Consider the following 23,566-nt stretch of genomic DNA (forward strand, 5'->3'; position numbering starts at 1 on the left):
GTTCGGGTTTTACTTTGACTAAAATACGTTTGTCCCAGTCTTATCTTATTTCTTAGGGCATTACTTTAGTTTAGTCGTTAGGAAAAACTGTCTGGTTTCCCCGTTACATCATAATCTTCCTTAGCAGCAACCGTCTCCCTGTTAACACCTCACATACTTCCGCTTAAACCCGATCTTTCCTCTCTCGACTTGCTTCCGAATATCATCGGCCGCCTTCAGGACACTGTTCTTTTTCCCTTCACGTACCATTTCAACTGGTCCGATCTCTTCTGCCGTCTGAAGAGCCGTTTCATGAAGAGGTACATAGGAAACCCCAACAGTCGTGACGAATTGACTCATCGCGGATTTCGTCCGTTCCGGCGAGTCGTGGATGGTTTCTTTCACTTGGTCAAGCATCCCTCGAAGCTTCGTTTCTGAAAATTCTTCGTCCTTACGGTTTCCCAGGAGCCAGCAGTAGCAGCTCCACCCGGCGGACATTTTCAGCTCATCACCGCTTGCGATCCACTTGTCTGCCACGTCCTGAGCGATATCGGCTTCTGCCAACGTAACGGCCACCACATAATCGGACAGCATGTAAAAATATGCCCCTTCAATCCAGCGATCAAAGTCAGACTCTGTCATCGCTTTCGGATCAGCAATGATGCCAGCAAAGTACATGGCATCGTAATTGCCTGTTGCGTATAGCTCCTCAGCGAGGACCTGGTCCTTCTTGATTTTCTTGACGATTGGCTTCATCGCACCTGTTGCGACACCAAACACCGGTTCATGAGCACCATTGGATATGTACATTTTCTTCATTCGTTCCTTGCCGAGTGCTTCAAGTTCCTGCATGACGGTTTGTTGATCCATGTTATTCACTTCCTTTTAATAATAGGTTGACCCTCTTATTTCGTCTGTCTTGCATCCTTTTTATTTCTAAATCGAGTACTCCTGTTTAGTATAAGTATTCTCCCTTCGTATTGCTTTTCCTTTATTTGATGACAGAAAAAGAGCTGCCACATTGACAGCCCTTTATAACAGCTAAGAAATCATATCACTCTAGCACAGGAGCAGGCTTCCCTGCTTCTATCAACACTTGATCGCGGCCCAGCATGATGGAAAGGAGGATGGTCATTACGCCTGTTCCCAAGAGGAGCCACTCAATGGCGACGATGTCTGCTAAGGGTCCGAATATCAGCATCCCAATCGGCATCATCGAGGTGGAGATCATCCCCATGACCCCGAAGACTCTTCCCAAGTAATTCTCTTCGATTTTCTCTTGCAGCAACACCATTGTCGGTGTATTGAAAATCGGCATGGCCACACCGAATAATGCCATGAATACGAGGTAGAACCAAAAGACCGGCACGATACCAAGGGCGAAGGTGCAAAATCCCATAATGAGACTTGCGAAGGTCATCGTGGCAATCTTATTTTTAAACCCTCCCCAGGAAGCAATGATGGCTCCGCCAGCCATCATCCCGAAAGAAAAGGCAATTTCGATGGCCGTCAGTCTCCAAATATCGTCGCCGAAACTCCTGGTGACCTGCAGGGGAGTCAAAAAGGCAGCAGGTGCCATCAGAACAAAAAAGATGGAGAAAAACAGGAAGAATTTCTTCAGAAACCCATGGCTGTTGACATACTGTAAGCCTTGCTTGAAGTCACTGAAGTAGCTTGTTGTTTGTTCTCCCGCTGCCTTCTCATGCACCGAGATGTTTAAAAAGGCCAGAAGTGTGATGATTGCAATGGCCGCCGTAATGACATCGATGAAGAAGATGACTTCAATCGATGCCATCCCAAGTAATGCCGCACTGACCATTGGGGACACGAACATAATGACAGCTTGAATGCTTCCATTAGCCCCATTCACCTTCGTCAGCTTCTCCTTTGGAACAATCTGCGGCAAAATTGCACCCACAGCCGGTGTCTGAATGCCGGTTCCAAGGGCCCGGACCGCTGCCATGACAAACAGCAGCCAAATTGAATCGTATCCCATTAAGAAGAGAATCGCGAGAACCAGCGTTGAAAACGCGATCAGCCCATCCGATAACATAATCAGAAGCTTCCGGTTATACCGATCCGCCCAGACACCCGCTACCGGCGACAAAAGGAACGTCGGAATAAACCCGCAAATGATGAAGAGCGTCATCATCAATCCAGACTCTGTCGTTAACGTGATATGCCACATGATCGCATATTGCACAAGGGACGACCCGAATAATGAGATCGTCTGACTGCTAAGAAAAAGAATGATATTCCTTAACCAATCTTCCTTATGGTTTTGATTAACTATGTTCATTTCCCACCAACTCATTTCTATTATTTATTATAAAAACAAGCCTTGCCTACTGGTTATTTTTAAAGACATAAAAAAAGAGAGGATGCCCCCCTCTTTAAAAATACCGATTAATACAGGTTCCTTAAAAATAGACAGATCAATCCCATTGCTCTCTTAGATAGGCAGAGCCTCCAAACGTATTCAATTAACGAGTGAAAAGCGGGAAACGCAATCTCAGTGATGCTGTCAACAGGAAAACCTCCATTTCATTTTTAATTATACTAATCCTAGCAGAGGACTCCTGAGAGGGCAATTGTTTTTTTGGAAAAGTCCGAATAAACGGGCACCTGGGGAACGATCATTTAATATTCCCCATGATAGTCCCTCTCAATTTTTCTTGAAATTTGATTATAGTAATTTAATATTGTTCGAAAGTATGGGTAACCATTTGAGTTGAAGAGAAATTACTTGTTACTTTCCGACGTGCGGCAAGTATGATCGTTTTCCTTAATTCCCAGTTGGATTTTAATGAAAAGATTTTTTCACAAAAAGCTTTGACGCAATGACTGTTTACCATCATTCCCGTTTCCCCGTCTGCGATGGCTTCGGATATCCCTCCCTTGTTAATCGTTATCACAGGAGTGCCTGTTGCCATTGCCTCTAGGATAACCATGGGGAATACCTCCCTCTCTGAGGTAAGAAGAAGTGCATCCATCGATTGGATAAAGGAATGGGGTTCTTTCACTTCACCCAGTAAAGTTACCCGATCGTTGATTCCTAACTTTTGAATCTTTTCCTGGATAGACACCCGTTCCGGTCCGTCTCCCGCTATATAAAACTGAAAATCTTTTTCCTCCTTCATAGCAGCGGCAATATCCAAGAACAAACTATGATTTTTTTCCGGAGACAATCTCGCCAGAATACCCACTTTAAATACCTCTAGCTGGGACTTTTCTGAGAAAGGGAACTTTTCTAAATCAACCCCATTGTAAACGGTGGTCATCTTCTCTTCTTTGACTCCGTATTGTACGAGTACTCTTTTCTCGTACTCACTTACCGTAATGATGCCTGTTACCCAATGATTCATCAAGGTGGAAAATAGTTTCGGGAATTTTTCAAGAAAAGTGATATTATGCTTGGTATAGACAATCTTCACCTTTCGTTTCCAGGTAAGTCCCCTTAAACATCCGGCATACAAGACCATCCTCAGGCTGTTCGCATGAATGACGTCGATTCCCTGCTTATGGATATGCCGGGTGAGTCGCACAATATTTAGAATGTGATTTTTTCTGGATAATTCCATAAAGTTATGTTTATGGGCGATTTGATCGGTAAGTTCTCCTCCACCGGCAGCAGAATAAAAACGGAAGCCAGTGCCTGTCAGTTTATTTTCCAGTTTGATAAAATAATTTTCTGCTCCACCCATGGTCAATTTATCCGTCAGCATCAATACGTTCATCTGTATCCCGCCTCCTTTATCATACGTACATTCTCATTGTTCAAGCCAATTTCTCTTTCATAGGAAAAGTATGTAGATAAGATTGCAAGAAAGAGTAAGAACATGTCATTAAAAATCAGAGACAGAAACATCATCTGAAAAATGAATCCAAGGAAGGTCAAAAAGAGAAATGGGTGTTTCTTATGAAAGTCTGCTTTGAAAATTTGAAAGAGTACAGTGAAGACAAACACTACATAGATAAGTAGTCCGATAAGACCCGATTCTGTCAAGATTTCCAGGAATGTATTGTGAACGACAAGTTCATCACCGAATTTAAAAGCATTGTAATCGGCGAAGTTGCTTGCTCCAATTCCGAATAAAGGATTGGATGTAAAGAAATCCCACGCCCGTCCCCATAACTCAAGTCTCCCACTTCCACCATCATTGGAAAAGTCCTGAAACCTATTCTGGAGTATATCAAGGACACGGAAACCGAGGAGATAGCTTGCTACCCAAGCAATGCTCAGGAAAGAAATGGTGGAACTAAATAACCGCCATTGGTTAGCAGGTTTGCTCAGGATAAAATATACCATGAAGATGACCATGAGAATCAACAATCCTCCCCTAGAAAACGTGAGCACACTCGATATTAAACACAAAAAGAGCCCGAAATTATTTTTCCACGAGTCACGTTTACATAGATAGAAAGTAAAGAAAAGAGTATTATAAAATACGAAATAGTTCGGGTCCTCTATCAGGCCGATTAGTCTGGGGTAATCACGGTCAAACCAAGCCCCGTATCGTATCACTCCGTCCCCAAGTAAGGAAAACCCATTGCTTTTCAATCCCCACACATAAAGAAGAAGACTCCCAACATTAAATAGAATGCCCGCATTCGCAATCCCGTTTTCCAGTTCCCTCTTCCTGAACATGCCGAGGATTCCTTTCATTGCAATATAGAAGATGACATATAGAATAATCCCAAGCATAACCCTAAGGCTGGAGGTTGCATACAAGGAGAAAGCACCGGAAAATACATACACCAAATAGAAGAAAAGAAGCAGCACCTCAAAAACCTGCAGTTTTTGAAATCGAAAGAAGGCTGAAAGGAAGAAGACAAGAATGCCTAAATACATCATATACGGTTTAAAGGCGAAGCCGATGTAGATATGATACTTGCCAAGCATAACTGAAAACAGCAATAGAAACAGAATCAAACTGTTTCGCGGTAAGTAAGATGCTTCAGGATACCCCATCCTGTGCCTCCTTTCTGAATTTCCCCTTCCATTTTTCGTACAAGAAAGTCTTTCTCCAAGTTTCCATACCTTTTTTCCTCCATTCCTTGTCAAGCCCTGCAAGGGAAAGAATAAGGATAAAATGGATGAAAAAAGCAAGGAACGGGAAAGAAGATAAGAACAGTTCCACTATCAAGAGACTGAGAAAAAAGGAAATCAAATACGGAAAGACTGCCCGTTTGAATAGGATGGTCCGATCTGGATGCCAGAACAATAATCCGATTAACAGGACTAATTCAATGAGCACCCCCGCTGTTGCTGCTCCTGTCAAACCGTAAAACCGGCTAAATACAGTATAAAAAATCACCCCCGATACAACGGCAATACCCTGTATCATCATCCTTCTCGACTGGAGTGCCTTTGTCGTCAACCCATCTCCCAGAGCGATGCTGATCCCCTGAAAAACCATGACCAAGGATAATACCTTCAGTAAAGACGCGGCCTCCATCCATTTCTCCCCAAATAAAAGTTCGATGACAAATTCAGAAAGATGGTAAAAAGGTATGGCTGCCAGCATACCAACAAGCCCTATCAATTTCACCTGTGAGAGGCTCTTCCTTATATGTTCCTGATGGTTACCAGCCTGGAATAAGCGGAATAGGACTGGATAAAATGCACCGGCAATAATAAAGGGCACTTGTTGCAAAGCTTGCGGGATCCTGTAAGCTACAGCGAAAAAACCGACTTCTTTCCATGACAATGTCTTTTCCAATACAATTGGACCAATCTGAGGCAAAAGGATAAACAATAAACCGGTCGCCATAAAAGAAAACCAGTTCTTACGCAGCCCTTTATAAAACGACGATTTAAAGGAAATCGTCAGATTTTTCGCCGTCAAGTATATTCCAAAACATCCTGCCAAGAAATAGGATGATCCATATAGGAAAAAGACGATCATGGGATCTATGTAAAACCATTTCCCGACCAATATAACGATAATCAACAGACATGCTGAAATGATTCGGATTAATCCGGAATATTGCATTTTCTCCAGCATCTGAAAATAGGTAATACTGATGCTCTGCATGGATATCCCGATTACAAGCGGCAGAATCAGAGAATAAGAAAGTATAATCAATTCCGTGTCACTTTGGTAAATCCAATGAATTAAAAGGAATCCAATCACCATCGTTGCCGATGTTAATGCAATACGCATCTTTATAAAAGAGGCCATGATTTCAGAAATGGGGGCTTCTTTTTTCGCCCCTTCACGGAGGACGATCTGGTTTAAGCCAGCTTCCGACAAATAAGCCATGATCATAGCAAAGGCGAGAACCACACTAAATCTCCCATAATCATCAGTGCGGATAAAAGAGGCAAGTACAATCAATGCTGCTGCATTCATGATGCTGGATAGCGCGGTACTGTAAAATAGATGAAAAACATTCTTCACAATGGAATTTCTATTATCCGTCATGAATGGGAACTCCTTCGTCATGAGTCATTGTTGGTAAATGACACCGATTACCTTACATCCTGCTGTTTCAAGTTTGGATTGGATTTTCCTTATATCTTCGGTTTTATCCTTTCGTTGAAGGACCAGCACCACCTCCCTGCACACTTCAGCAAGCAGCTCCATTTCAACACCTGAATGGAAAGACGGAGCGGCTAATACAACCCGATCATACGTCTCCTGCCAAGACTCGATATGCTGCTTAAAAGATGGTGAAAGCCAGATGTCAATCGGATTTCCCGAAGAATCGTTCGCCAAAACCACATCAAGACTCTGTAGAAAAGTCGGGAAGACGAGATTTAATGGCTCCTGATGATTTCCATCAGGTTGCTCCATATGGAACCATTCATGGAGGGAAGGTTTTTTCCAATCTCCTTCCACAAGAAGTACTCTTTTCCCTTGAAGCGCCATAGCTGCCGCAAGTTCTGCTGTAATCATACCTACTGATTTCCCAGCAGGGATCGAAGTAACCATCAGCACTGAAGGGTCATGCTTCTCTACTTTGCTACCGATTACCTTCATCTGGTCAAAGTTGACTATCCCCTTCTTGTTCTCGTCTTTTCTACAGATGATATCTTCAATGGGACTTTGCATGGATTTCCCCTCCTTTTCTCACATTTCCTTTCGGCGCTTTAAACTGTTTTCGGTAGACTTTGGGAAGTTCGTCTTTAGTGGAAGCCACTACACCTAACACCGGCAACCCCAATTCGTCTTCAATTTGAACAACACTTTGTATGGAATCATCCCAGTGGTCTTTTAACAAAGCCAATCCAATACCACAAAATAATCCCACCACCGTTCCTATCAATAAGTTAACGATTGGATTTCCCACTTTTTCTGGTATATTTGTTCCTTCATTTTTATTGAGCATCGTTATATCTTCCAATTCCAAAGAACTCTTCATTTTTTCCACTGAAGTGGCTGCCAGAAGGTGGGCAAGCTCTTGGGATCGTTCCAGATCATTATCTCGTATAACAATAGAAATAATCTGGGAACCTTCCTTATTTTTCACTGTGATTCTTTCCTCCATCTCTTCCTGGGAAAGCTTGAAATGATCCTGTACAGTTTCCAATACAATCGGACTGGTAATAAAATCAACCGTTGATGCAATTAACCTGTTAATGGTTTGGGTATCAGTATAGACCTCCCCGTCATGACCGAAGTTTCCTATGAGGATATATTCTTTTGCTTCATAAGTGGGTTTCAATAAGAAAAAAATCGCTGCGCCACTCAATAGCGAAACGCAGAGTGTAGTGATCAAAATGGTCACTACCCTTCGTTTGAATATACGGAAGAATTCTCTTATATCCATCTGTTCCCTCATGAATTCACCCCCTCATACCTGCAAGGGATTCCTGCTGATAATAATGAACGGTTTCCAATAGTCCTTTTTGAAGTGAATGGCAAGGTGACCACTGCAGCATTAATTGTGCTCGATCATTTTGTAATACACTTGAGCGAATGTCCCCTTCTCTTCCTGGTCTCAAAACAGGCAGGATAGGCTTCCCCGTAATGGTTGCCAATTGCTCAATGATTTCTAGAATTGATATCTCCTGACCCGTCCCTATATTAAGGATCTCTCTATTACCGTTTGTTAACGCGGCAACATTTGCACGCGCTACGTCTTTGACAAAGATGAAGTCTCTCGTCTGCTTTCCATCTCCAAACATCACAGGTGATTCTCCTTGAATTAATTTCTCGATAAAGACAGCTATGACTCCAGCTTCTCCCCGGGCATCCTGTCGTGGCCCATATACATTGGCGTAACGTAGAATAGAATAGTCAAGATGATGGGTTTCTGCGAAAATGTGGATACACTTTTCTGCGTGCCCTTTGCTCAGCCCATAAAAGGATATCGGCTGGAGGGGATGTGCTTCATCAACTGGAAGATAGACCGGGTTACCATATACAGCTGCGGTAGATGCAAATACAACTTTTTTGACATTATGACGAACACAAGCTTGTAAAATGTTGAGTGTACCAATAATATTTTCTTCACAATCGTATAAAGGGTCTATGAAAGAGTGACTTACAGAAACTTGTGCTGCCTGATGAATGACAAAGTCCGGCTCCTCTTTGGCAAAAAGATCATCAATATTCCCTCGAACATCCTGCTGATAGAAACGCACGTGTGGAGGAATATTTTTCAAATGCCCTGTCACCAGATTGTCTACCACGACAACCTCGTATTGTGAATCTACTAGTGCTTCTACAATATGTGACCCTATAAAGCCCGCCCCACCAGTTACTAACACTTTCATGGCCATCTTCCTTCCGATATTTATCGTAGAATATCCTGTTCCAATCGGTCACTCTTCCAAGGCTGATAAATGGTTACCCCGCCCCTCATCTGCAACCCTGTCTTTCGGTAAATTCAATCTCAAATGATTCTCCGACGAATCCTTGGTTAATTCTAGTAAGGTTTGACGAGCATTCATGAAAGCAACGTCCCACACCATACCCTCTATGATGTTATGGGATCCGGAAAGAATCACCGCTTTGTCGGTTCGCTCGGTCAGTTGGATCTGCAGATTATCAAATATGTTCCCAGATACTTCATTCGGAACGGTCACAGCGCTATTGACCTGGATACAGACAACGCAGTCATCCAACGTCATATTGACGAACCTGTTACCATTGATGAAATTGTCATTCTCTCCTCCAACTGGTGGTGTGGCCTCTAAGAGCACCGCCGTGTGAAATCCACTTACGTTCACTCCCGAAACATTCACGAAGCTGATAAATTCCCCAGATGATCCTGCTTTAAAAAAGATTCCTTTTCCACGATTGGTACCGCTGGAGTTATACAATGTCACATTGTCAATATGAATTCGATTGGTCGTCCAGACCTGTTCTTCACCACTAACATAAATGGCAGCACCACGGAATTCAGGAGTAGTAATTTCAATGGTTCCATTCGTAATCGAGGTTTTTTGCTCTACCTCCAAAACGTTGAAATTTCCTTCAACCAAAAGTTTCGTAGCCGTGCCCATTTCGAGCGTAACCCCTTCTTTCAATTTCAATCCCCGATTCAGTATGTAGGTCTTCCCAAGTAACTGGACAGGCAGATTGTCGTTTTCGTAGCTATAATCAATTGCAGCCTGGATGGCTGAAGAGTCATCCTGTTTATCATTTCCTTCTGCTCCAAATGCTTCCACCCTGACACCCCTGGGCTCTTCAATGGTCTCCCTGGATAATGAGCCAATTAACAGCACGACTGTTACCGTCAGCAGGACGATGGTTACACTATAAATATACTGCCTTTTCATATCTATTCCCCGCCTAAGAGTACTTCGAATACACTTGCTTCTTCTTGACCGCGTATAACCTGTTTTCTCTTCGATACTCCATTAGATGTTCCCCGCTCCGGATGACGATCAATTCCATATTACTTCCCGCCTTCCAGGAATAGGTTTTCCCTGCAGGAATCGTAAGGGTGGTCCCCGTACAGACTTTCGAGATTTCATCATTTAAGAACAGTGTTCCTTCACCTTCCGTCACCGTCCACACTTCCCTTTCCCCTTGACCCTGATCATGTAAGTTCCTGCCAGCGGTCAAATAGACTTTTTCTATAAGAGTTTCTGTTCCTTCTTTCCGTTTGCTGTACTCAAGAACTCTGCTCCATCCCCACCCGTATTCTTCATACATCGGACCATCTTGGAAATGGGAAACATACTCTTTGATTTTGTGGCTGCTCTTTTTATCCGTCACCAACAATCCATCCGGACTTGCGACCACTACGGTATCCTCCACTCCAATCAATATGATGGGGATTTCCAATTCATTCACGATACAAGAATTCATTACATCATTACTTATGACCCCTTTTCCGATTACGGGGGTTTCCATTTCATCCGTCAGGGTGTTCCACGTTCCAAGATCTTTCCAATAACCGGAATATGGAATAGCGATAATATTACTCGCCTTTTCAACTACTTCATAATCAAAGCTATTAGATTGGAGCTGACCATAATGCTTCAGTAAATCATCGTACTGGACAGGAATATTTTTTCGTTTGAGCAGTTGAATCATATAACCCAGTCGGAAACTAAACACACCACAATTCCAAAGAGCCCGCTGATGGATCAGTTTTTTTGCTGCTGTTTCATTAGGCTTTTCACAAAACTTGCTTACGTTAATAAAGTCACCTGACGTATCACTTCCCGGAACAATATATCCATACTTTTCAGACGGGTAGGTCGGTGTTACCCCCAGGAGTGCTAAATCAGCACCGCTCTCGTGCAGAGCACGTTCAAGCTCGGTTATCGTTTCAAAAAAATGGTCTTCCACGAATGGATCTACTGGCAATACCCCTATGGCCTCATCCAAGCTGCATCCTTCCACGGAATACAGATATACAGCTGCTAATGCGATTGCAGGAAACGTATCCTTCCGCTCTGGCTCGACCACCATGGGAATATTCGAACCGAGTTGGGTATGAAGCATTTCCACCTGAGAACGACTTGTTGTGACAATCACATCATCAGCAAGATTAGCTTTTTTGAGTTGCCTCCACACACGCTGAACCATTGACTCCATCTTTCCATTTTCATTTTTCAGTACTTTCAGGAATTGTTTGGACCTGGCATCGTTGGAAAGCGGCCACAGCCGCTTCCCTGAGCCTCCAGATAACAATACCATTCTCATATAAACACCCTCTTTCACTAATGAACGAGCATTTGTACATTTTTTTCTGGGGCTTCAGGATCTCTATGCGAGTCGGCATCCTTCCAGGTTTGAATTAACCTGGAACAGTTATGTTCCCACGAGTAATTCCTCTGGACAAAAGCTTGACCTGTAACAGCATAATGTTCTTGTAATTCGGGATTTTCAATCAGAACTTTAACAGCTGCAATCATCCCTTCTTTACTTCCCGTGCAAATCAGCTCATCTCCCCGCCTACCTGAAATCCCCTGCAAAGCTATTGGAGAAGCGATTGTCGGAAGACCGCACGCCATCGATTCCACAATTTTGTTCTGCATTCCTGTTCCTGATTTCATTGGATATATACCAATTTGCGCCTGTAGCAGTCGACTGCATATATCTTCAACAAACCCGGTAACCACCACATTATCCTTGCCATGCAAAGCCGTCACTTTCTTTACTGGATCTTTACCTACAATATAAAAATGATACTCCGGGTATGCCTGATGAATATGTGGCCAAACCTCTTTTACAAAGTCCACGACAGCTTCGACATTTGGATAGTATTGCATGTTTCCATGAAAGAGAATGATTTTTTCCTTTGTGATGTCAGGATAGCGGGACAGATGTTGTTTCGTGATAAAGGTTCCATTTGGATTTACGACAATATGTCCGTTTCTTAAGTATTTTTTATCACTTTCAGAAACGACCATTGTCCGGTCAAATTTCGTTAATATATCTTTCTCATATCGTTTCATCAGTTGTGACTCCAGGAGGAATAATGGTTTTAGCCATTTGCTTTCATTTTTGGCACGCCGCTCCATATTCAGTGACAGTGCATCAATCATGTCGATACATTTCTGGACATTGGTATCAATGAAGTACTCGGCAACCCTGGCAGTCTGCACATGAATTATTTCCGGTTTAATTCTTTTACATATATCCATCACACGGTCTCTTACTTTAGGATGAAAAAATAGGTTTACTTGAATCGGTTTAAAGTTATACATCGTTTTAAATGACCTGAGCAGACTTTGCAGTGGGTGGGCAGTAAATAGAATAACCTCCTTACAATAAGGGGCAAGTTTATCTTTAACGAGCTCCCTTTCCTGTTCCGATTTTACAAAGGTAATCAGATGAACTTGGTAGCCATTTGCTTTCAGTTGCTTGATCTGTTCCCACGCAATCAGCTGGTCCCCTTTATGCGGTGGGTATGGCGGCCTGGAAGACATATACATTACTTTCATTAATGTTCCTCCTATTCATTTATCTGGCACCTTCACCAGTCATCACGACTTTAAAAGTCAAAAGAAGTATTTTTACATCGAGGAAGAAACTTCTCTTACGAATATACTCCAAATCGTAAGCGAGCTTTTCTTCGGGAGTGATATCATATCCTCCGTTTACCTGTGCCCACCCTGTCAATCCAGGCTTGATGGCCAACCGCTTGATAAACCCTGGTGTTTTCTTATTGAAAATCTCGGTAAAAATAGGACGTTCCGGCCTTGGGCCGATAATACTCATATCCCCTTTTAATACATTGAGAAGCTGTGGAAGCTCATCGATCCTTGTCTTTCGGAGATACCTGCCGATTCTGGTCACCCGCATGTCGTTTGTGTCTGCCCATCTTGGTCCGTCTTTTTCGGCATCCATTTCCATTGTGCGGAGCTTTAGCAACTGAAAGTATTTCCCCTTCATTCCTACCCTCTCTTGTCGATAAAACACCGTACCTTTCGTATCCAATTTTATAACTATAGAAAAAATAACTAAAAAAGGAAAAGCAACTACTAAACCAGCAATAGCCAGAACAATATCAAATAATCTTTGTACCATGAGATATGTAGCAGATGACAAAGGGTTGTTCTCCACGAAGAACAAATCATCATTCACAGAATCCCCTTCAGCAATACGCATTTCATCGACTTTCAGCGACAAAATCCTCACCTCCGAAATAATCCTTATCGAATTTTATCGATAATTGTTCACTATAAAGAACTAAACCTTGCATGTATACTAACAAATTTCCAGTTTGTTAGATAGTGACATTTGAATTATTTTCCGTTTTTTCCAAGAAACAGTGACCAATCTCTTTTGACATGGTCGAAACAATCTGAAAATATCTTGACGATGGATTCAGGGAGGGTAATCAAGCAAATGAAAGTCGTGAATAACGGAATGAAAAACAAGAGGTTGGTTCAGGATGACAACTATCCTCTACTTTTTGGAACCATTGATATTTTCAGGGAATAAGATATGAAGACAAGCATTACATTTGTGTTGATGCTCTTGGAACAATGCTAAACATAAGAAAGTTGGGAGAAAAGATGAATGAAGACATCTATGTAGAAAGCTTCAGCGGTGTGAATGACTCTCTTAAAATTCAGGCAGCCATTGACTATGCCAGAAACAATAACGGGAAGACCGTAAAGTTGGGAAATAGAAATTATTTAATTACAGCACCAATCGTTATTAAGCAAGGCGTGAAATTAGTGTTCGATTATGGAACGCAGTTTATTGTCGAGGGGAACTTTCGGGTACTGGAAATTCAACAAAACGCCTCACTGGAAGGAGCATATATCGCTATCAATGACCCGGCATTTAATTCAGAGGTCATCTACTTAAATGGGAAATACAAATATTACAATACATGGAACCGGACCCAGATAAGAGATATTAATATTGTCAACTGGTACAGTAGCCACAAAGGTATCGGCTTATCACTATTCTCCGGCGGTGCCGGCCATGAAATCTCTTTCGTCCATTTTGAAAATATCAAAATCGCAGGAATGAAGATTGGTATAAAGCTAGTCGCCAACCGGCCCTCTACTGGAATGGCTTGGATCAATGCGAACCGCTTTCTCAGCTTGTCACTGGATGATTGTATTGAAATGATCACCATGACTAGCAGTTCTACCATCCCATATGAAATCAGTGGTAACCTCTTTAAAGACCTCCAAATTCAACCCACATCCATCACAACCAAAATCATGAAAGTTACTGGACAGTTCAACCATTTTGACGGAATGATATGGGATGTGTCAGCTATCCCGCACAACGGTCCTGTGATCGAACTGACCGCTGACAGTATGGATACCACCCTCAATACCCCTTCCGTACCTGACAACCGAATTACTGATAATGGGCAGCGAAATAAGGTCAATCTGTAAGGGGAAAACGGCGTCCCGCTAACGCCACTTTTTCTGTTAACAATACGTTTAAATCAATAAAAAACAAAAAAGGTCCGTCCCTCACCACGGTAAAACATTACCGCAATGAGGGACGGACCTTTTTTCTATTCTTTTGTCAATGTACTACCGATTATGATAGGGATTTCATTCTCCCTTTTAATTTCAAATTGCCGAGCACAATCCCACATAAGATGATGACAACACCTGCCCATTGTGAAAAACTGACCACTTCAGCTAATATTAGAGCGGACATAGTTACGGCCACTGGAAGTTCAGAAGCTGTTAAGATGGTGCCAAGTCCCGGCCCAACATGGGGCATTCCGATTGAAAATAAGAGTGGGGGTAAAGCAACGCCAAAGAAGCCGAGCAATAAACCATACTTTGCGACCCCCGCCAAAGTATGTAAATCACCTAAAAACGTGGGTGGAAATAGTAAGAATACGACAATTAAACCACCTGTGGAAAGGAAAGCACTTTTCAGAACGGGTGGAGAATCTTTTCCGACCGAACTGCTAAGTGTTATAAAAGTAGTAAACGTCAAAGCCGAAAGCAATCCCCAGACAGTTCCTTGCATAGATAGAGCAACTTCACTCTTTGAAACTGCCCCCGCAGCTAATATGGAACCGATTATAAGAATACCAATTGAGATGATTTTACCTTTAGTTGGTTTTACTTTATAAAAAACCCATTCGAATAGAGTGCCTACCCAAACAAACTGAAATAGAAATATGATTGCAAGGGAAGCATTAAGTGTCTGCAGCGCCTGATAATAGAACACACCGGTCAGCCCAAACGGAATTCCAGATAATAATAATTTAAAAGCTTGGTTGAAAGGAATTCTTTTCTTTTTTGTAAACAGAACCAGCACCCAGGTAAGCAAAGCTCCAAATAAATATTGGCCCCCTGTTACCTCAGTTACGGAAAAACCTGCTGAATAAGCAAGTTTGACGAATGTTGATAAGATCCCATAACAGCATCCACCCAAAAATACTACCAATGCATATTGCCAAGTTTTCATTTTCCCTCACCCTTTCTTCACATAAAAAAGCCACACAATAGTCAATTGACCATTGTGTGGCGAAAATAGAGCTGACTCTATAAAAATCCACTTCCTAAAAAGGTTTTATCATTTAATTTAGATGTTACTAAAAGACTGTTTACAACAATACTTTCATTGAAAAGAATTATACCATTTCCGATTGGGCCTGTCATCTGAAATTCCCTATCAGAACGATAGAGTTTTCTTCCATCAGTTAATATTATATATGGACTGTTTCACTGACTGTATAATCTCATCAAAAGCCTCTAAAGCAGATGTAGAATCCCGTTTTCGAATCGCCTGAAGCAGCTTTTCATGGTAGGGATAGCTCTGGTCAAAGATGTCATCGATGCCAAAAGGCTCATTCCAGAACTCGTGAAATGTGTCCCAAACGGAGTCGATGATGCTTTCAAGCATCATGTTTTTGGAAGCTGCGTATATGGCCTGATGGAAGCGTGCATCAGCTTGGTTTGCAAGTTGTCGTTGCCCCGTTTGGAGAAAATGGACATATTGCTGAAGGTGATACGTCATTTCCTCCACATCTTCATCACTCGCTGCCTTCACCGCCAGTTCGACGGCCTTTTTCTCAAGAGCCTCTCTAACCTCCAGTGTTTCAAGGAGAAAGTTCTTTTTATCTTCGACTTCGAAAGCCATTTGGATTTGAAAAGGTTTACTCTCCCTGATGAACGTCCCTTTCCCATTTAATACCTCAATGACCCCTTGTGATTCGAGGAGTTGCAGTGCTTCCCTCAAGGATGACCGGCCGATTTGCAAAATATCTACAAGCTCAGCCACAGAAGGCAGACGGTCCCCGTATTTTAATCCTTCGTCCTCTATATATTTCTTTATTTCATCTGCTCCTATTTCTGATAAGCGCTTTTTCTTTATGGCTTTCATTCTTTCACCCCAACGATTAACCTGTTTTTCTTATTATACTATTGATAGGTTTGATAAGAAAATGTACTTATTTTATTTTCTGAATAATCCAACCTTTCATACAGGTTGATAGTATGATAATATAATGGCAATAGAGTCAACAGAGGAAAGGCAGATGGCAAAATGGATAACTACGATACTCACATTTGTACGCAATATGGAGATCACCCCGCTGAACATAAAGGAGCGGTATCTCCTCCGATTTATCAGACCAGTCTTTTTGCGTTCGAAAGTTTTGAAGCGTTTACACAAGCACAAACGAAAGAGAGAGAGAACTATGTTTATACACGGGGAGTGAATCCGACAACCGAACTTTTAGAGATGAAACTAGCTAAACTGGAGCGTGGAGAAAAGTGTAAGTGCTTTGGATCGGGGATGGGTGCCATTAGTTCCGTCTTCTTTTCGCTCCTGGAGAGTGGGGATCATGTGCTCTTCGTCAATGACATTTATGGACCGACAAAACAACTTATCACATTTTTCCATAAATTCAACATTACATATACCACTGCGTATGACGATGTCGAGTCACACATTCAACCAAACACAAGGGTCATTTACGTAGAAAGCCCCGGGACAATGAATATGAATGTCATTCACTTGGAGAGCATCTCTGCTCTTGGGAAAAAGTACGGCATCTATACAGTCATCGATAATACATGGTCCACACCCCTTTTCCAAAAACCGTTGACCCATGGATTTGATCTTTCCATCCATTCCTTGACGAAGTATATCGGGGGACATAGTGATGTAACAGGAGGAGCTGTCATTGGGAGTCATGCCCTTGTCGACAAGATCTTTGAATTCGGCTTTCAGCTGAATGGATCCACCCTTTCTCCTCAAGATGCCTCTCTCATCATTCGAGGATTAAGAACACTGCCTATTCGGATGCAGCAGCATCAGCAAAATGCTTTGATGGTGATAGATTATTTAAAAACGAAAGAGGAAATTGCTAAGATTTATCATCCAAGTCTTCTTAAAGTGAAAGAGTACCCTTATATAAGACATCAAATGAAAGGGTATTCAGGCGTCCTTAGCATTGAACTCAAGGAAGGGGGGTTTGAAAATGTCGCTGCATTCATTAATTCACTGACATTATTCAAAATTGGAGTAAGTTGGGGCGGCTATGAAAGCTTAGTCAACTCACCGATTAAACCACACAACGCAGATGAACTGATAAAAGCAGGGATCAGCACAGGCTTGGTTCGTTTTTCTATCGGTCTTGAAAGCCCTCATTCCCTGATCAGTGATTTAGAAAACGCATTCCAATCAATATCTCTCACTAAATCTTAATTCGAGGAGATGATTCATTATGAGTAAAGAGGGTATTAGACGTCCATCCGTCGGTATGGCCATGATTCCAATCATGATAGCCCTTGTCATTTTTATTGGAGGAATTGGAATTCTGAAATATCAAGCTGAGCTGATGTTGATATTTGCAGGCGTCGTGTTTTCCATATACGCCATTTGGTGTGGTCATAAGTGGGAAAAGATCCTTACCGTTATGGGGGAAAAAATCAAAACCGCACTGCCCGCTATCCTAATTCTATTTAGCATCGGGCTGATCATCGGTACTTGGATGTTATCGGGTACCATACCATTTTTCGTCTATTATGGTCTTGAAATCATCGATCCTGGTTATCTCTATGTTTTAGCTTTCATCGTTACTGCCATCGTATCTACATGCGTTGGGACATCCTGGGGATCTGCCGGTACGATCGGGGTCGCTTTGATGAGTATTGCCCAAACGATGGACGTTTCCCTTGCGATAACTGCGGGTGCCGTCGTTTCCGGTGCTTACTTCGGAGACAAACTTTCTCCCCTGTCCGATACGACAAATATGAGCTCGTTAGCCGCTGGTTCCAACTTGTACGAACATATTCAGCATATGATGTATACATCAATCCCTTCATCCATCATCGCCATCATCGTCTTTTATTTTGCCGGTCTAAACATTGAATCAACTCCGGGTCAACTTAGTAACATCGATGAAATGCTTTCAGGGATCGATCAACTGTTCAACTTGAATGTCCTTGTCCTCTTGCCGGCTGTCATCGTCATTGCCGGCTCCCTGATGAAGAAAAGTCCGCTCATCGTCTTGTTCAGCTCTGCTTTAACGGCAATGGTCATTGCCTTCTTTTTTCAACAAGCTACAGTTGCTCAGCTGTTCACGGCTGCCGTTGAAGGGTTCAATGTTGAGATGGTAACGGCATCAAACCCGGGTATTGATCCGACGGTTATTTCAGAAGCGATGCAGGGGCTTTTGAATCGAGGCGGCCTGTATTCAATGTATAATGCTACTTTCTTTATATTTTGTGCCTTTTTCTTTGCAGCTGCCATCGAAGTTTCACAGGCTCTGAACGTCGTCCTTGAAAAAATGATCTCTTATCTTAAGTCAATAGGCAGTGTCATTTTAGCGTCACTTGTTACTGGCTTTGCCGTCATCAACTGTACCTCCAATGCCTTGGTGACATACTTCCTAATCAAAGATATCTTCGGAGACGTTTATAAAAAGAAAAAACTGCATCCGGTCAATCTATCCAGAAGTATGGAAGATTCCGTAACGATCACAGAAGCATTGATGCCATGGACGGTTTCAGGGGTCTTCATGGCCACCACTCTTGGAGTGAGCAACTTCGAATTCTTACCTTGGGCCATTTTCAACCTCGGTGGATTTGTCTTCTCCCTTTTATACGGCTTTATGGCACCATACACAAACAATTTCGGAATTCGAAAATTGACGGAAGATGAGGTTGAAGAAGACATGGGATCCTCCAAAAAGGTTATCTAACCATGACTTGCTTCATTGCTCCATAATAATCCATAACCTATTTTTCCGAGTCCAATAGAAATAAAGAGGCTGTTTCCTATAGGTAACTATTTAGGGAAACAGCCTCTCGGATTATAACAACTTTCGATTTATTACGTTGAGTATCGAAAGTCTCCCTCTACTCTCAAAGAAAGAATGATGCCAATCCCCCCGTCACCCCTTCTTCTTTTTCCTATTTTTCAAAAACGCAACAAGAAGAAGAAAGATCGGAATCCCCACAAAGAGAGGCATATGCAAGATAAACATTGCTATCTCCATTCCTTCATGGATATGCTCTTGAAAGTTGCTCGCAATCGTCATTGACATAAATAAGACGACCAGGCCCAAGGGATAGGACAGACGTGAAGGTGATTTTATTTTAAATAAGCTGGCTGAGCCTATGACTGCTGCATAAAACAACAGGCTTATCTTAAAAAAAATACCGATCACTAAGGCAAGCATAAAAAATACATCCAAGCGTTCCAAAAAATCTGCTACTTGGATGGTCTGAACTGTACTAAGAAGCGGAAATTGGGAACGTGCCGTCAGACCCACGCCGAGGACGCTAATATTAATGAGCATCGTTAGAATCAGATTGATTCCACTTAAACCCGTTGCACAGATCATCGTCAGCTTTACCTTCTTGGGATTATTCATGTATGGCAAAATCATCGTAAATACAATGGCTTCTGTAAACGGGAAATATAAGGTTTGAGTGAAAACCACTTTGAGGACAGGTTTAATCCCTTCTTCAAGTACCGGTTGCAAGTTGGTGAAATCAATTAAACCGGAGCTTATAATCAATATGAATCCAAGGACGGAAAGAATAAACATAAGTGAAAAAAGCAGTTCACCTGATCGGGCAACGACCTCAATCCCTTTTCGAACCATGTATATCACAACAAGCATGAGCAGTGCATTCGCGATGAATAAAGGCGTTTCCGGATAGGCAAAGGTTAGCAGCATTTCGCCAAAGTCGCGAAGAACCCTTGAAGCATCATACATAAAGAAAAAAAGGTAGATAAAGGCAAGTACAGTTCCCATCACTTTACCGAGAATCTTTTGCATGTACTCGGTAGGCAGAAGATCGGGATAATACCAATATAGTTTATGATAAACTAGTACAAGGACGATGCTGAGGACCATTCCAAGCAGGATAGCTATCCAGGCATCCTGTTTGGCATCTATGGCAAGAGGTACGAGTAAAGCACTGCCCATTTCAAACAAAACCATTAAGATAAAGAGCTGACTGGCACTAATTTTGGCTTTCTCCACTCCACTGGTACCTCCTTTTCCTCTCGTTTAATCATCACTTAAACTTGATAGAAACGATTTGTTTCGTAATCCCGCACGACGGATATAGGCTTCCACTATTATATCTACCTTTAATTCGGGAAAGTACACATCGTTCCACATCGGCTTTAGCCTCTTCCATTCATCCGGATTGGAACGTCTGATCGCTTCGCCAAATCCAAAGATATCTACCTTATTCGTTTGAGCCTGTTCAATCGTTCTCTTTAATTCTTTAGTAATCTCTTTCTCCACCTCTTTTTCCATCTTTGAAATAACATCTACCTTGGTGATATCGACTGGTACATTCATTTCACCTAAACTGCCTTCCGCACGAGTATGAATTGAGATATGAGGCTCTCCATTCTTGACTTCAGCATACACGTTTGTCGTTTGACGGATCGTTTGATAGGCGATGGCATCTTTCGTTTCTTTCCAATCAATGTTGATATCTGTCCCTTTGATTTTATCCAGGATCCATACGATTCCTCTCGCCTCTTTACCATACCGCCAATCCACTAACTTTCCTTCTTTGATAATGGCGACTCCACTGGCTTCTAGGGTGGATTCAGGCTCACTTTCTTGAATATTCTCTAACTGACTCGCATGCTTCGGATTTCCTACAAGACGAAATCCAGAGACCACGGTTGCTTGATCTGGGGATTGCATTCCTTTCATCACGTCTTGGATTGAGGTCTTGATGGTCTCTCCCCATACTTTTTGGGAGAATTCCAATGTTTTCAACACCTTATTCGCTGGGATTTTATCAACGGGTGTTAATGCTTCCACGAGGGCTTCTGCAGATGAATCATTCGCAATGACCATAGTGGTAGTGACTCGATATTCATGATCCCGGTCAATGGCATCAATTAGTTTAGCCACCCCTTCTTCTCTTGCAAGGTTTTCCCCCACGACCACCAGATTGGCATGAGCATAGTATAATCTCCGGGAAATTTTACTGGAAGCATGCCTGCTTGCCTCTACTAAATTATTTCCGGTAGCCGAATAGATGGTAACAGGCGGGCTTTCAGTCCCTCCACCACCTCCGCGTATTCCTCCAGCCACGTTCCCGGGATTAATAATTTGAAGGGTAATCATATATTTTCCATCTTCCGTTTTATCCACTCCCATAGCTGCTACGATTGCAAGATCGGTTAGCTCTTTTTTGCTCCAGCAGCCCGAAAGAGTGACGGTCATGCTCATCAGTATTAAGAGAAATATCCCTTTACGATTCATTGTTATCACCTTCTTTAAGATCGCGACTGACCATGGCACGGGATGTTGGAGGATTGGGTCGCTGATTCTTTCCTTCCCGCACTGTATTTGCACTTAGTAGGCGCGGTCTTTGTCTTAGTGACCACCATGGTAACCTTATAAATGTATCTCCATTATTCACCGGTATAAAGGGGGCGAATGGGGCCATGTATGGTACACCGAATGAGCGTAAGCTGCATAGATGCACAACCATCATCAGCAGGATCAATATAATCCCGTAAAATCCGAATGTTGCTGCACCAATCATAAACATAAATCGGATTAAGCGAGCGGAAATAGCCATATCAAAAGAAGGTGTGGCAAAACTGGCAATCGCTGTGATCGATACAATAATGACCATGGCCGGTGACACAATGCTCGCTTGAACGGCTGCCTGCCCGATGACAAGTGCACCGACAATGGATACTGCCGAACCAATCGCCTTCGGCAGCCGAATCCCCGCTTCCCGTAAAATTTCAAATGTTATTTCCATCAGGAGGGCTTCCACGAATGCTGGAAAAGGAACGGCTTCCCGCTGAGCAGCAATGGCCACTATGAGCGTGGTTGGCACCATTTCCTGGTGGAAGGTAGTGACGGCGACAAAGGTTGCAGGAGCAATCAGCGAAATCGTAAACATCAAAATACGTAAAAGGCGAATCGATGTCGCAATATCAAAACGGGCGTAATAATCCTCTGCAGATTGGAAAAATTGGATAAACAAAGCAGGGGCAATCAGGACAAACGGGGTTCCATCGACAAAAATGGCGATCCGTCCCTCAAACAGATTCCCTGCCACTACATCGGGTCGTTCCGTGTTGAAAATCGTTGGAAAGGGAGTCATCGTTTGATCTTCAATCATCTGCTCGATATAACCCGATTCCAAAATACTATCGATATCAATCCTGTTTATCCGCTGACGAACTTCTTCCACAACCTTATCATTGGCAATGCCATGTATGTACATAAGTGTTACATCTGTTTTGGTGACACGTCCTACCTTCAAGGACTCCATCCATAAATCAGGGGTCTTTATGATACGCCTGATCATAGCTGTATTGGTCCCAATCGACTCTGTAAATGCTCCTTTTGGGCCACGGACCACCATTTGGGTAGTCGATTCCGATATGGAGCGTTTTTCTCCACCTTTCGTGCAAGCACTCAAAGCCTTAGCGATCCCGTCCACAAGGATGAGGGTGTCACCAGCCATTAATGATGAAAACAGGTCATCCCAGGTGTCAAAGGAGGTCACTTTCCCTATTGTCATCATGTATTCAGAAATCATCTCTAATGCATCGTGCTCATTCAATTTTTCTTTATGCTCATCTTTCATCATGGACTGCAGCAGGAACTCTTGAATCGATCGATTGTCTACAATTCCTTCAACATAGACAAGCGCCGTATTAATATCCGAATTCTCCCCCATTTTTAATTGTCGAACGACGACGTCTGAACTGTTTCCTGTTTTTTGCCGGATGATGTCAAGGTTGTCAGATAACGAATCTTGAAGATGATCTTCTGAGTGATCAGCAGCTTGATTTTCAGCATCCGGCTGGTGGTTCTTTTTTGGTTTTCGACCTTTAAAGAACGAAGGCATAGATTCTGGCACCCTTCTTTTATTTTTTATTACTTTAACCATATCAGGGGCTTTTATGTAATTATTAACAAAAGAGATGACTGCATGAATCAAGACCAAAGAGAAGAACCTAATAGGAGGAGTGTGATCCGCATGAAAATCATGTTTATTTCTCTATTAATGATGGGAAGTTTAATGGCTTTTTCTTTAAGTCTCGATATTTATCAAGGGTTTGATCTATCAGAAGCTCTGTACAATGCTGTCAGTCCCTTTCGAGTAATGGAGATAGCCGAATTGGTTGTGCTGTTTTTTCTTCTATTCCTTTTCTTGGCTGAGTCTGCCTATGTTGTTATCAAGAAGAAAAAGGAAGACAAATAAGTACACGGTTCACAC

At 42.4% G+C, this 23,566-nt stretch carries 21 protein-coding genes; 4 read left to right on the plus strand and 17 right to left on the minus strand.

Annotated elements, in window-relative coordinates; translation table 11 throughout:
• Positions 1–141 precede the first annotated feature (141 nt).
• The 12 genes from BAA9072_RS02585 to BAA9072_RS02640 form a co-directional block, all read right to left on the minus strand.
• Positions 142–849 (minus strand): DNA alkylation repair protein, encoded by a 708-nt coding sequence (locus BAA9072_RS02585; protein ID WP_201713104.1) that lies wholly within the window; start codon positions 847–849, stop codon positions 142–144.
• Between the two features lie 184 nt (positions 850–1,033).
• Positions 1,034–2,278 (minus strand): MFS transporter, encoded by a 1,245-nt coding sequence (locus tag BAA9072_RS02590; protein WP_201713105.1) that lies wholly within the window; start codon positions 2,276–2,278, stop codon positions 1,034–1,036.
• A gap of 397 nt (positions 2,279–2,675) precedes the next feature.
• Positions 2,676–3,716 carry a glycosyltransferase family 4 protein gene (locus BAA9072_RS02595; protein WP_201713106.1) on the minus strand — a complete coding sequence of 347 codons (1,041 nt, stop codon included), beginning with the start codon at positions 3,714–3,716 and terminating at the stop codon, positions 2,676–2,678.
• On the minus strand, positions 3,713–4,951 hold the full coding sequence (locus tag BAA9072_RS02600) for an O-antigen ligase family protein (RefSeq protein WP_201713107.1): 1,239 nt from the start codon (positions 4,949–4,951) through the stop codon (positions 3,713–3,715). Before BAA9072_RS02600 ends, BAA9072_RS02595 begins: the two co-directional genes overlap by 4 nt.
• The gene (locus tag BAA9072_RS02605; protein ID WP_201713108.1) at positions 4,938–6,407 is read right to left on the minus strand and encodes an oligosaccharide flippase family protein; all 1,470 of its coding nucleotides are present in this window, start codon (positions 6,405–6,407) and stop codon (positions 4,938–4,940) included. Before BAA9072_RS02605 ends, BAA9072_RS02600 begins: the two co-directional genes overlap by 14 nt.
• 24 nt (positions 6,408–6,431) lie before the next feature.
• Positions 6,432–7,037, minus strand: a complete 606-nt coding sequence (locus BAA9072_RS02610; RefSeq protein ID WP_201713109.1) for a tyrosine-protein kinase family protein — start codon at positions 7,035–7,037, stop codon at positions 6,432–6,434.
• Positions 7,021–7,767, minus strand: a complete 747-nt coding sequence (locus BAA9072_RS02615; protein ID WP_201713110.1) for a YveK family protein — start codon at positions 7,765–7,767, stop codon at positions 7,021–7,023. The genes BAA9072_RS02610 and BAA9072_RS02615 overlap by 17 nt, the downstream gene beginning before the upstream one ends.
• Before the next feature lie 4 nt (positions 7,768–7,771).
• Positions 7,772–8,704, minus strand: a complete 933-nt coding sequence (locus tag BAA9072_RS02620) for an NAD-dependent epimerase/dehydratase family protein (RefSeq protein ID WP_201713111.1) — start codon at positions 8,702–8,704, stop codon at positions 7,772–7,774.
• A gap of 48 nt (positions 8,705–8,752) precedes the next feature.
• The gene (locus tag BAA9072_RS02625; protein ID WP_201713112.1) at positions 8,753–9,712 is read right to left on the minus strand and encodes a pectate lyase family protein; all 960 of its coding nucleotides are present in this window, start codon (positions 9,710–9,712) and stop codon (positions 8,753–8,755) included.
• 13 nt (positions 9,713–9,725) lie between these two features.
• A complete protein-coding gene (locus BAA9072_RS02630; RefSeq protein WP_201713113.1) occupies positions 9,726–11,090 on the minus strand; it encodes a sugar phosphate nucleotidyltransferase in 1,365 nt (454 codons plus the stop codon).
• A gap of 17 nt (positions 11,091–11,107) precedes the next feature.
• On the minus strand, positions 11,108–12,334 hold the full coding sequence (locus tag BAA9072_RS02635) for a glycosyltransferase family 4 protein (protein ID WP_201713114.1): 1,227 nt from the start codon (positions 12,332–12,334) through the stop codon (positions 11,108–11,110).
• Positions 12,335–12,353: 19 nt separating this feature from the next.
• A complete protein-coding gene (locus BAA9072_RS02640; protein WP_408015199.1) occupies positions 12,354–13,016 on the minus strand; it encodes a sugar transferase in 663 nt (220 codons plus the stop codon).
• Positions 13,017–13,411: 395 nt separating this feature from the next.
• Between BAA9072_RS02640 and BAA9072_RS02645 the strand changes: the two genes are divergently transcribed.
• The gene (locus tag BAA9072_RS02645) at positions 13,412–14,254 is read left to right on the plus strand and encodes a hypothetical protein (RefSeq protein ID WP_201713115.1); all 843 of its coding nucleotides are present in this window, start codon (positions 13,412–13,414) and stop codon (positions 14,252–14,254) included.
• Between the two features lie 151 nt (positions 14,255–14,405).
• On the opposite strand, the gene BAA9072_RS02650 is transcribed toward BAA9072_RS02645, so the two are convergent.
• Complete coding sequence (locus tag BAA9072_RS02650; protein WP_201713116.1) at positions 14,406–15,293, minus strand: EamA family transporter; 888 nt, start codon at positions 15,291–15,293, stop codon at positions 14,406–14,408.
• Between the two features lie 231 nt (positions 15,294–15,524).
• Complete coding sequence (locus BAA9072_RS02655; RefSeq protein ID WP_201713117.1) at positions 15,525–16,211, minus strand: FadR/GntR family transcriptional regulator; 687 nt, start codon at positions 16,209–16,211, stop codon at positions 15,525–15,527.
• 162 nt (positions 16,212–16,373) lie between these two features.
• Here BAA9072_RS02655 and BAA9072_RS02660 point away from each other — a divergent pair, with 162 nt between their 5' ends.
• Positions 16,374–17,540, plus strand: a complete 1,167-nt coding sequence (locus BAA9072_RS02660) for a trans-sulfuration enzyme family protein (protein ID WP_201713118.1) — start codon at positions 16,374–16,376, stop codon at positions 17,538–17,540.
• Between the two features lie 19 nt (positions 17,541–17,559).
• Positions 17,560–19,038: a Na+/H+ antiporter NhaC gene (nhaC, locus tag BAA9072_RS02665; protein WP_201713119.1), complete on the plus strand. Its 1,479-nt coding sequence runs from the start codon at positions 17,560–17,562 to the stop codon at positions 19,036–19,038.
• Between the two features lie 192 nt (positions 19,039–19,230).
• Here nhaC and BAA9072_RS02670 read toward each other — a convergent pair whose 3' ends face one another.
• From BAA9072_RS02670 to BAA9072_RS02680, 3 genes are read right to left on the minus strand one after another with little or no spacing between them, the layout of a single operon-like run.
• Positions 19,231–20,331: a GerAB/ArcD/ProY family transporter gene (locus BAA9072_RS02670; protein WP_201713120.1), complete on the minus strand. Its 1,101-nt coding sequence runs from the start codon at positions 20,329–20,331 to the stop codon at positions 19,231–19,233.
• Positions 20,332–20,358: 27 nt separating this feature from the next.
• Positions 20,359–21,582, minus strand: a complete 1,224-nt coding sequence (locus tag BAA9072_RS02675) for a Ger(x)C family spore germination protein (RefSeq protein ID WP_201713121.1) — start codon at positions 21,580–21,582, stop codon at positions 20,359–20,361.
• Positions 21,572–23,194, minus strand: coding sequence for a spore germination protein (locus BAA9072_RS02680; RefSeq protein WP_201713122.1), 1,623 nt, complete (start codon positions 23,192–23,194; stop codon positions 21,572–21,574). The genes BAA9072_RS02675 and BAA9072_RS02680 overlap by 11 nt, the downstream gene beginning before the upstream one ends.
• Positions 23,195–23,326: 132 nt before the next feature.
• On the opposite strand from BAA9072_RS02680, the gene BAA9072_RS02685 reads away from it, so the two are divergent.
• The gene (locus tag BAA9072_RS02685; RefSeq protein WP_201713123.1) at positions 23,327–23,551 is read left to right on the plus strand and encodes a hypothetical protein; all 225 of its coding nucleotides are present in this window, start codon (positions 23,327–23,329) and stop codon (positions 23,549–23,551) included.
• Positions 23,552–23,566: the final 15 nt, after the last annotated feature.

This window comes from Rossellomorea arthrocnemi, from assembly GCF_904424705.1.
In the GTDB taxonomy this organism is placed as follows: Bacteria; Bacillota; Bacilli; order Bacillales; family Bacillaceae_B; genus Rossellomorea; species Rossellomorea arthrocnemi.